Consider the following 10806-nt stretch of genomic DNA (forward strand, 5'->3'; position numbering starts at 1 on the left):
CCACGCCCAGACGCACGGACGAAGCTGTGCACGTGGCCATGTTCGGGAGCGGAAGGAGCAATATGGGAAGCTTCAAGCAAATTCGACTGTTCTTCAAGAACGTCGAAACTGACGAAGTTCGGTATGTTTCATGGTTTCAGTTCAGGGAACCGTTTGACTTGTACTGGGGCAGCGGTACGCCGGTCTTGGACTACGGGGGCGAGCTCGTCAAAGGTGGGTCTACGACTGAAACCTTTGCGATCCCTGAGGACTGGGAGAGCATGCCGCGAGTTTCAGCGAAGTTCTCGTACCATCAGTCTGGGCGAATGCACGTGCAGGCGGATGGCAGCGGGGCGGCACGCGTGAGCGACATCGAAATGGTGCCGCCTGAGGACATTGTCAGTCCAGTCAGAATTCAAACTCTCCTGACCAAGCCGCCGGCGCAGATGGAGCCCTACACAAGGTCGCTGAACAGGGGAGGAGGGCGGTCCGTTGTGCTCGAACTGCCCGCCGTGATGTGGCGCAGCAGCCAGTATTTGGAGTTCTTCTTATCGCCTTCTGGGAAATTCGAATTTCCGCGCCCGCTACTGAAAGTGCCGGATGACTTCGTTGATAGGTGTCTGCAGCCTGTGTCTCTCGATGAACAGCGAGATCGTTTGCTAGTGGTTCGTTGGTTTCCGGCGCGAATCCCCGGATGGGACGATGATGAACCTGCGCCGACCGTGAGCATCACGCCGGGCCCGACCTTCTTGAAGTCCCCTGGATCGGTGACTGGAGCGGCGATCGAACCGTCTGTTTGAGTAGGGATTGATGCCCAGAAACGAAGGTTTCCGTGGCGCGCCGATCCGTGAGGCAGGGGAGTCGCAAGCCGACGTTGGTGGCGACGGGTTTGTACGGCCTGGGCGGCAGGGCCACAGTGCATTCCTGACGCTCACGGAACTGCGAGAGGGCTCAGGTAGCGTGCGGTGGCCCAGTGAGGGCCAAGTCATAGTAGACCCGGTACCCGTCAGCGAATTGCGCTGTGGCGACAGTTCTAGGGCCGGTTTCGGCCGAGATCGAGAAATCAGACGGGACCCGTGCGTATTGCTCCGCCCGGACGCGCGTGAGTGCTTGGCTAACCTTGTGCGTCAGCTCGGTGCGGTGATGAGTAACCACGACAGTGGCACCGGTCATGACACGATAAGCTCCGATGACGCTCAGTCTCTTGGACGCGGGCCAGTCGAAGAGCAGTGCAGAATGCTCTTTTTCGATGAGGGTAATGCGAAATTCCGCGGCCTCCCCCAACGGTGGTTCAGCGGTCCAATTAATGGTCCGCATCCTTTTGATTTCATCTCCCGGAACATCTACGACGTCGACACCCGGAACCATGACAGTCAAGGCGTCAGTCCACCCGTCGGCGAACGGTGTGTCAGTTTCAGAAGTGGGCGTCATGTTTTCCTGGGGTTTCACCTCCGATTGCAGTGGTCTTCTGACATTCTGAGTGCAGAAGTGGACTGCACAATCGGTCACCTGGGTCGGGTGTTCGGAGGCTGCAATGGATGCGGAGAAGTTCGACGTCGTCGAGGCTGGTGTCTTGACCGCGTCGGCCGAGCAGTGGGAGCAGGCACGGGCACGGTTCGCAGTGCTCAACGAGCTGATGAATCGATCCGCGATCGGTACCTCCGCGGTCGAGGATGCAGCGCAACAGTTGAGTGTCTCGCCCCGGCGGGTGTACGCGCTGCTGTCCATACTCCGGAATGGGGAAGGGGCGGTTACCGATCTACTGGTCTCCGCGCCCGCAGGCGGACGTGGACGCTCCCGCGTGCCAGACGAGGTGGAAGACGTGATCACCGAGCACATCAACCGTGAATTCCTGGCTCGTCAGAAACTCAGTGTCGCTGCACTACATCGTCGTATCGCGCAGGCCTGTCACCGCGCCGGACTCCCGATCCCAGCCCGCAACACAGTCAATGCCCGGATCGCAGCAATGCACCCGGGCCGTGTCGCACGCTCACGTGGCGGACCGGACGCCGCCAGGTCGCGGCAATCCGCGGGCGATGTCCCGCCGCCGGTGACGGCCGTTCTCCAGCAAGTACAGATCGATCACACCGTGGTCGATCTGATGATCGTCGACGAATACGACCGGGCGCCGATCGGACGTCCTTATCTCACGATTGCCATCGATGTCCTCAGCCGCTGCATACCTGGGTTCGTGGTAACTCTCGATCCGCCGTCCGCAGTGTCGGTCGGGTTGTGTCTGGGCCGGGTGTGCTCGGACAAAAGCGTATGGATCGACTCTCTGGGCCTCGGCGCGGATGTGCGGTGGCCGATGGCCGGAAAGCCGCACCGCCTGTACATCGACAACGCTTCCGAGTTCAAAAGTGAAGCGCTCCAGCGCGGTTGCGAGCAACACGGCATCGACCTCGGCTACCGCCCACCCGGCAGGCCGCATTACGGCGGGATCGTCGAACGCATCATCGGCACCGTCATGACCCAGGTCCACGAACTCCCCGGCACCACATTCTCGAACCCAACTCAGCGGGGCAGCTACGACTCGGATAGTAAGGCGGCGTTGACGTTACGAGAACTGGAACGCTGGCTGGTCCTGGCGGTCGCGGCGTATCACGCAGAGGTGCACACCGGCCTCCGGCAGAGCCCGGCTGCGCGGTGGACCAGCAGCACCGACGCTGACAGTGCTCTGGCGAGCTCGACGGTGGTGGACGAGACCGCATTCCTGGTGGACTTCCTTCCCGTCATCCGCCGTCGCCTCACGCGGACGGGGTTCGTCATCGACCACATCCAGTACTTCGCGAACGCTCTGAAACCGTGGATCGCCCGACGAGAGACCCTGGGCCAGTTTGTGATCCGCCGGGACCCACGAGATCTGAGCAGGGTGTGGGTCCTGGACCCCGACAGCGGCGGCGGATACATCGAGGTGCCGTATCGAACGATGTCACATCCAGCGGTGACCTTGTGGGAACATCGCGCAGCAGTGACACGACTGCGCGAACACGGCCGAGCACATATCGACGAACACGCCTTGTTCTCGATGATCGACAAGATGCGAGAGATCGCAACATCGGCGCAGAAGGACACCAGACGGGCTCGACGTAACCGCAGTCGTCGTGCGCACCTGAGCAGCGTCGTGACATCACCGAACGCGATGGGCCCGCCCGAGAGTCGCCCCGGTACCGACCAAGTACCGGTTCCGATCTTCGACGACATCGAAGAATGGTGAATCGATGAACGACGACCCCCGAATCACTCCTGCAGGCGACGGCAGCTGCCAGGACATCGACCCCGGTAGTGCGGATCTGACCCACCTGCGAAGTTCGGTCAGATCGATAGCGGGTCTTCCTGCAGCGCAACGTATCAGGCACATTCGTACGGAACGGTGGATCGGGTATCCGCGTGCACGGTCGGTGATCGAGCACCTCGAGACGTTGCTGGTATGGCCGGATCGGCAACGAATGCCGAACCTGCTACTGATCGGACCGACGAACAACGGCAAGTCGATGATCATCGAGAAGTTCCGGCGTGCGCACCTCGCTGTCAGCTTGCCCGACCGTGAGCACATACCGGTGTTGTGTATGCAGATGCCCCCTGACCCGGCACCCACACGGTTCTACCTGGCGATGCTCGCTGCCCTCGGAACGCCGATGCGCCCACGGAGCCGCGTTCACGAACTCGAACAGCAAGCGGTTACGCTGCTGCGAGCGACCGGGGTTCGGATGCTGATCATCGACGAGCTCCACAATGTTCTTGCCGGCCGCGACAACGTGCGCCGAGAATTTCTGAACCTGTTGAGGTTTCTGGGCAACGAGCTGCGGATCCCTCTCGTCGGAGTCGGTACCCGGGAGGCGTACCTCGCTATCCGCAGCGATGGGCAGTTGGAGAACCGTTTTCACCCCATGACGCTGCCGATCTGGACCAATGACACCGACACCCGCTCCCTGCTGGCGAGTTTCACCGCCAGCTTCCCGTTGCGTGCGCCCTCGCATCTGACATCGACGGAGATGACCGATTACCTCCTCACCCGGTGTGAGGGCACCATCGGCGAACTGGCCACGCTGTTGACCGCGGCCGCAGTGACCGCATTAGAGGCCGGAGAGGAATCGATCACCTCACAGGTGTTGACGCAGACCGTCTACTTCGGGCCCACCGAACGCCGCCGCCACTTCGAACGGCACCTGGCATGACACCAGCCGATGCCCCTGCAGCGCACACGGCGCTCGACCACAGCGCGCATCCGCGGTGGCCACTGCACCCGCAACCACTACCTGGTGAGACTCTGATGTCGTGGCTGGCCCGGACCAGCGCACTGTATTCGTTGATCAATACAGCGGACCTTCTCGACGGGCTCGGCCTCGAGACTTCGGGCGTCGACCTGGACCGGCACACACCCGAGCCGGTGCTATCCGCGCTTGCCCAGAGGAGCACCTGTACGGCGGAACGGCTGCGTGAGATGACGTTGGCGGGCTGCACGCCCTGGCTGCTTGACAGCATCGACCTCACCGAATGCGACTTCGACACCTACGTCCACCAGTTCTCAGTCCTACTACCGGCGGGTCTGGCGATGGCAGATCGACGTCGACGCACACCGCCTGCCGGCACATGGCTTCCCTGGGTGAGCAAGCTCGATACGCGGGCATGTCCCTTGTGTATCGACGACCTCGACACAGACGCCGATATCGCGGTCATGATGGCTCATCAGTACCCGATGCTGACCAGCTGCACGAAACATCACTGTCGACTGGAATTCTGCAGTGTCGTACCCGGCAGGCTGGTCTTCTGGGAGAGGACACCAGCAGGCTCGGACGATCACGCATCACCGATACCGGTACCGGCAGTCGTCGCAGAAATCGACCGGCGCACCGCCGCCGCATTGACGAGCGGGTCGGTCGAGCTCGGCGCGGGCCGTGTTCATGCCGCAGTGTGGTTCAGGCTGCTGCGTACCGTCGTCGACGAGGTATCGACGCCGCTGGTCCGCACCGGATGGTGGGCGAAGCCACTGAGCGCGATCTGGAAGTCCACCGGCCATTCTCGCCCGCTCCGGACATCATGGGTTCCGTTCGAGCAACTGCGGTGGGACGAGCAAGCGAAGGTTTTGTTTGCCGCCGCGACCGCGATCATCGCGGTGGAGAACGATGAGATGGCCGCGAGCGGTGCTGATGCCTGCTTGCTGCGGCCGCGACGGTACGAGCCGGTCGATCCGGGGACCGCTCCGACAAGGTCTCGCAGTCCGGTACCCGCCCGCAGCGCTTGGGACGGTGTGATTGCGGCGATCGATGCCGCTGTCGCCGCCGCCCGCGTCGACAGCGACGCCGCCCGATCTCTGTTCGGATTGGCGAGAACGGGTTGCCGCACCGAAGAAGACATCGATGAGCTGGCCTATGCCTTCGTCGAGCTCGGCATCCGACTGGACTGGGACTGAAGCGCGCATGATCACCCCACGTTTTTCTACGCCCGCTTTTACGCGGGAATCAATCGCCTCCTGTAGTCACCCACGGTCTGTGTGCGGTGACCGACGAGAATTTCCGTTCCCGCACCGTCTTCGTCTAAATCCCTGCTCAGCGCGTTTCAACTCGAAAGAGCTGTCGGGGGTGCTCGCTACAGTCCCTGTCATGGCAGATCGGCAGCTAGGTGAGGTCCTGGACACGGATTCAGTCGTCCCGGTGAGGAGTGCGGAGGTGTTTCCGGACCTGTCGGGCGAGGTCGCCGCTCGGATCGAACGGTCGATGGCGTCGGCACGGTCCGGTGCTACCCGCCGCGCCTACGATTCGGCGTGGCGACGCTTCGAGACCTGGTGCACCGTCGCCGGGCACCACGCGTTGCCGGCGCATCCCGCTACGGTGGCGGCCTATCTCGTTGCGGCTGCCGACACGCTCACCGTCGACGGGACGCGGGCGTATGCGCCGTCGACGTTCGGCAAATGGATCGCGGCGGTCGCGGACCGCCACCGCGCTACCGGCTACGACAACCCGTGCGGGCACGAGATGGTGCGCGCCACTCTCTCGGGTATTCGGCGGGATTACGCGTCTGCGGGGGAGCGGCCCCGTAACCCGCGCGCACCGCTGCTGACCTCCGACATCACTACGATCGTCGATTACGCGCGTCGAGGTGGGGCCGGGTGGGCGTCGGAGGTCCTCGAACGCCGCGACACTGCGCTGCTCCTGATGGGCTACACCGGCGCATTCCGCCGCAGCGAACTCGTAGCGCTCGAATGCCGCGATGTCCACCGCGACCGCCTCGACGGCGCGCACGTACGTATCCGCAAATCGAAGACCGACCAGGACGGCACCGGAACCGTGAAAGCACTCCCGTTCACCGACCGCCACGAGTCATGTCCGGTCTGCGCGTGGGTGCGATGGCTGCAGATCGTCGCAGCGTTCGACACCGGCGGCAGAGTTGCTGTCATCCGAATACTTTCCCGCGCAGTGGAATTCGACTCCCATATCTGCCGCGGCACCCTTCCTGTAGTCGAGAAACGGTCCCCTCTGTTTCGGTCCGTCCGCAAGAACGGCAACCTCTCCGACACAGCCCTGTCCGGAGCCGCGGTGCACGCGGCGATCCGCCGCCGCGCTACTCGAGCTGGATACGGCCCCGACACCGTCGCCCAGCTCGGCGGGCATTCCCTCCGTTCCGGCTTCGTCACGCAGGCCTTCCGCAACGGTGCCGACGCGCATGCGATCATGCGCCAAACCGGGCACACCACACCCGCAATGGTCGAAACATACGCTCACGAGAATGCGCCACTGGTCGGCAACGCCGTCACCGAGCTCGGCCTATGACCAGGCACCCGACCGAACCAGTGAGCGGCGACGGGACGACAGGGGTAGATGCTGACCACGACGACCGCCCTTGTCCGATACGTGCATCGGACATCACGAACACGTCGATACCGAGGCGGGATCGGCACACGTGGTCACTGTTCGAGGACTGGTGCACCGCCCATGGCGAACCCCCATTGGCGGCCTCTCCTGAGTCACTTGCTCGGTTCCTGTATGCGCACCCCGCCGCGCCGACGACCCAACGCCGCCGGATCGCGGTGATCGACTCCGCTCATCATCGGCATCTATTACCTCCTCCAGGGCGCGCTGAGACCGTCCGGGCTGCGCTGGATGGGGCCCGCACGTCGCGCCTGCAGGAGGTGGCAGCCGTGATCGGCGGAATCATCGCCCGACTCCCCGAATACGGTTGGCCGTCAGCGTTGTTCGCGCGCAGAGACGCGCTGATCCTCACGCTCGCTACGACAGGTCTGCCGTACACGCAGATCGCGGCCCTGCGGGCATGCGATGTCACCGCCGATGCGGGTCTCGACGCCCTTCGCATCGAGACAGGCCGCGGCGTTCATACCCTCACCTCCCTCGCGCTGGCGGGGACGGGCATTTCTCCGCGCACGGTGTACCAGCGCTGGTGTGAGGTGCTCGGCCATCAGGCCCGGTATCCGAGCACCCGAATGCTCGCCGACGCTTTCGATGCCGTGGACGGCACCGGGCTCGGCGGATACGACCGGTATTTCGACCCGGCCGGTCAACATCCGCTGTCGACTGCGATCGACCGGTGGGGCCACACCCCGTTGGCTGCGACCCCGCTGACCGCCCGTGCGGTAGCGGGCATCGTGCGAATGCACTGGGACGGAAGGGCACCCACCCACCTGCAGCCCACTGCGCGGTCACAACATCCGGAGCAGATCGCGGCACCGGATCCAGTACCGCGGGTTCTACTCGACCCCGGCTACTACGAACGCGGAACGCTTGCGCGTAGACACGCCCACGGTCTTCTCGACGACGTGGACTCTGTCCTGGCCGATGTCGAAACCCGCGCGGACAGCCTGTTGGAAGCTCTCGTCGACTTTCTCGAATCGGAGACCGCACGCGTGCCGGCCGACACCGTCGAGTGACTAGTGGTTGGTACTCGGGTTTGCACACACTCTTCTTCTCACGGCAGGGAGGCGGTGACGTCTCAGAAATCTCCGAGATGAAGATCGATCAGGCCGCGAACGAACGAGGCATCGATCTCGACCCCGTTCTGCGGGGTCTACGTCGAATCCGGGTCGTCCGAGAGTCGTGGGTTTCGGAAATCTCTCGGAGAGCGTCCGGTCCAGCGTTTGAAGGCGTGAGAGAAGTTGGCGAGGTCGCTGTATCCGAGTTCGGTAGCGATCTCGCTGACCGAAACCGATCGGTCGAGGAGCCGTAGCATCGCGCGCTCGTACAGCAGCGAGTGGCGCACCTTGCTATAGGTGGTTCCTTCTTCGGCAAGCCGCCGTTTCAACGTGCTACTCGACATCGACAATGCTTGTGCAACATCATGGTTGGTTCGCTGTCCGAGGTCCTTTTCCAACTGTTGCCTCACCTTCTCGGCGGATGACATGGACCCACTCCGCTGGGCGAGTGTTCGCTGCAGATCAGCGATAGCGAGACGATATGCGAGGGGGTCCGAGAAGCGACAAGCCTTGTTGAGGGTCTCCTCGGGTACGTGGACGAAGGAAATCGGAGCGTCGAAGAACCGGCGATTCGCCCCCGGACCTTCGTCGTGGCTCACCTCGGCCGGCTCCGGCCAGCTCAGATGGAGTGTCACCGGCGATATGTCACCGGCGAGCATGTCCAGCAGTCGTAGTAACGCCGACCCACCGTAGGTGATGACCAAGCAGTCCAGTGCGGAATCGCCTGTGTGCGCAGTGAGCCCGACGATCAGACCGTAGTCGCCGGTGTGGAACTGCGACTTCAACGCCGTGGAGATCAATGGTAGGTATGTCAGGAGATCGACGATCTCGGCGACCGAACCAGCGCTGATCAAAGGTGAACTCAGAGGCCCGAACGATGTCAACTGGGCCTGCTCGGCAAACGCAAATCCGAGTCGAGTGGCCTGGGCGATATCGAGTTCGGGATAGACCTCCCGAAACCACCGTATCGGTGCCTGAACGTCATGCTGAATGAGCGTCGCTTCACTGGTTCCTTCGCGGTGCATGATCACACGAAGCCGCGCGGCGGCGTCAGGGTCGAGTGCGCGGCGTTCGAGCAACTGAACGAACGCAAGCGGTGGCACGCCCTCGTCGCTCAGCTTCACGGTGACCCCTTTGACCCGAATTCACAAGTTTATGACTCCACCGAACATAGCCGTCACCCGCGTTTGCGACGACACTTTCGTCAATCACGCCGGAAAACGAGGAGTTGACATGGCAGCTGTAATTTTCGTCGCCCACGATGGTGAGAAGCACGAGGCGGCTCTGGTCGAAGGTCGCTCGCTGATGCAGATTGCAACCGACAATGCTGTGCCGGGGATCGATGGAGACTGTGGGGGCGAAACGGCCTGTGGCACCTGCCATGTGATCGTCGACCCGCAGTGGTCAGGAGAGGTGGGTCTGTCCGGCGCCGACGAGGAGGAGATGCTGGCGATGAACCCCGAGCGTGAACCCACGTCTCGGTTGTCGTGCCAGATGGTGGCCTCGGAAGCGTGGGATGGCCTGATCGTTCGAACACCTGAATTCCAATTGTGATGTGCGAAAGGCAGGCACGACAGCATGAAAGTTTCTGAGTCGATCGCCGACAAGGTCCAGTCGACCATCCCGATAGGGCTGCAGATCCAGGGCGCTCATTTGTACGACAAGACCCGACGGTGGGTGACTGGCACGAATGGCAAGAAGATCTTCGTCGAAAGTCCCATCCCACCGGTCGAGGATGTCGAGCTCGCCGACATCGACCTCAGTAACCCCTTTCTTTACAGACAAGGGCGGTGGCAGTCGTACTTCGAGCGCGTGCGGAACGAGGCACCGGTGCACTACCAACCCAATAGTCCGTTCGGCCCGTTCTGGTCGGTCACGCGCCATGCCGATATCGTGGCCGTCGACAAGAATCACGCTGTGTTCTCGGCCGAACCGTTCATCGTCATCGGCGTTCCGCCCCGGTTTCTCGATATCGAGATGTTCATCGCGATGGACCCACCACACCACGACAAGCAGCGCGCTGCCGTCCAGGGGGTTGTCGCACCGAAGAACCTCCGGGAGATGGAGGGACTGATCCGATCGCGCGTACGGGAGGTATTGGACGACCTCCCCTTGAACGAGCCGTTCGACTGGGTGCAGAATGTCTCGATCGAGTTGACAGCTCGGATGCTCGCAACTCTTCTGGATTTCCCCTACGAACAACGCCGCAAACTCGTCTACTGGTCCGATTTGGCAACCTCTGTACAGCAAACGGGTGATCGCCCAGCGACTCCCCGTCCAACGCGAAGACCTGATGCTCGGCGGACTCGCGCGCAACTGACCGATCCTTCGGTCGTTGTGCACACAACAGCAACCGGTTTGCTCAGAATAGGGAACATCAGCGATGACCATGACAGACCGCCCGCCCGGGGCACATACTACGCAGACACCACACGCGTACCTGGGAGCAACGGACTTCCTCGACATCGAGCACGAATCCGTGCGGGCGTTCACCGCCGCGGCAATCGGGGATGCGAGCAGCGACCGTGACAAGGCCAGACGCCTCTTTGCCGCCGTCCGCGACCGGATCTGGTACGACCCGTACACCGTGTCGGACGATCCGGCCCACTATCGGGCGAGCTTCGTCCTCGAGACTGGGCGCGCTTACTGCGTCCCGAAGGCGGTGCTGTTGACCGCAGTGTGCCGGGCGGCGGGTATCCCGGCACTGCTCGGCTTCGCCGACGTCCGAAATCACCTGCAGACCGAGACGTTGCGCGCGCTGATGGGCGGCACCGATCTGTTCGTCTACCACGGCTACAGTCGCCTCTACATCGAGGGCCGGTGGTTGAAGGCCACGCCGGCATTCAATGTCGAGTTGTGCGCTCGTTTCGGCGTGCCGCCAGTGGAATTCGACGGCGATCGCG

General features: G+C 62.8%; 9 protein-coding genes and 1 pseudogene. 9 read left to right on the forward strand and 1 reads right to left on the reverse strand.

The genetic code is table 11. From position 1 onward, the window contains the following. The first annotated feature begins 62 nt into the window (after positions 1-62). The 6 genes from J1M81_RS04175 (at position 63) to J1M81_RS04200 (ending at position 7861) form a co-directional block, all read left to right on the forward strand. Positions 63-779, forward strand: a complete 717-nt coding sequence (locus J1M81_RS04175) for a hypothetical protein (RefSeq protein WP_206497654.1) — start codon at positions 63-65, stop codon at positions 777-779. 734 nt (positions 780-1513) lie between these two features. Further along, entirely contained in the window at positions 1514-3196 is a 1683-nt protein-coding gene (locus tag J1M81_RS04180; RefSeq protein ID WP_037190567.1) for a Mu transposase C-terminal domain-containing protein, read from the forward strand. A gap of 4 nt (positions 3197-3200) precedes the next feature. Beyond that, complete coding sequence (locus J1M81_RS04185; RefSeq protein WP_241257679.1) at positions 3201-4157, forward strand: TniB family NTP-binding protein; 957 nt, start codon at positions 3201-3203, stop codon at positions 4155-4157. Beyond that, on the forward strand, positions 4154-5392 hold the full coding sequence (locus tag J1M81_RS04190) for a TniQ family protein (RefSeq protein WP_241257680.1): 1239 nt from the start codon (positions 4154-4156) through the stop codon (positions 5390-5392). The genes J1M81_RS04185 and J1M81_RS04190 overlap by 4 nt, the downstream gene beginning before the upstream one ends. Positions 5393-5582: 190 nt before the next feature. Continuing rightward, positions 5583-6749, forward strand: a complete 1167-nt coding sequence (locus J1M81_RS04195; protein WP_032364181.1) for a site-specific integrase — start codon at positions 5583-5585, stop codon at positions 6747-6749. Between the two features lie 359 nt (positions 6750-7108). Beyond that, positions 7109-7861 carry a hypothetical protein gene (locus J1M81_RS04200; RefSeq protein ID WP_052047646.1) on the forward strand — a complete coding sequence of 251 codons (753 nt, stop codon included), beginning with the start codon at positions 7109-7111 and terminating at the stop codon, positions 7859-7861. A 137-nt stretch (positions 7862-7998) separates the two neighbouring features. Here J1M81_RS04200 and J1M81_RS04205 read toward each other — a convergent pair whose 3' ends face one another. After that, positions 7999-9027, reverse strand: a complete 1029-nt coding sequence (locus J1M81_RS04205; RefSeq protein ID WP_206497655.1) for an AraC family transcriptional regulator — start codon at positions 9025-9027, stop codon at positions 7999-8001. 109 nt (positions 9028-9136) lie between these two features. Here J1M81_RS04205 and J1M81_RS04210 point away from each other — a divergent pair, with 109 nt between their 5' ends. From J1M81_RS04210 to J1M81_RS04220, 3 genes and pseudogenes are all read left to right on the forward strand, one after another. Next, on the forward strand, positions 9137-9457 hold the full coding sequence (locus tag J1M81_RS04210) for a 2Fe-2S iron-sulfur cluster-binding protein (protein WP_024793405.1): 321 nt from the start codon (positions 9137-9139) through the stop codon (positions 9455-9457). A 24-nt stretch (positions 9458-9481) separates the two neighbouring features. Then, positions 9482-10171, forward strand: a pseudogene (locus tag J1M81_RS04215) (cytochrome P450); the annotation flags it as partial. A gap of 115 nt (positions 10172-10286) precedes the next feature. Further along, positions 10287-10806, forward strand: a 520-nt coding sequence (locus tag J1M81_RS04220) for a transglutaminase family protein (protein WP_374223892.1), incomplete at its 3' end; no start/stop codon positions are given.

It is taken from the genome of Rhodococcus sp. KRD175, from assembly GCF_017168275.1.
Lineage (GTDB): Bacteria > Actinomycetota > Actinomycetes > Mycobacteriales > Mycobacteriaceae > Rhodococcoides > Rhodococcoides fascians.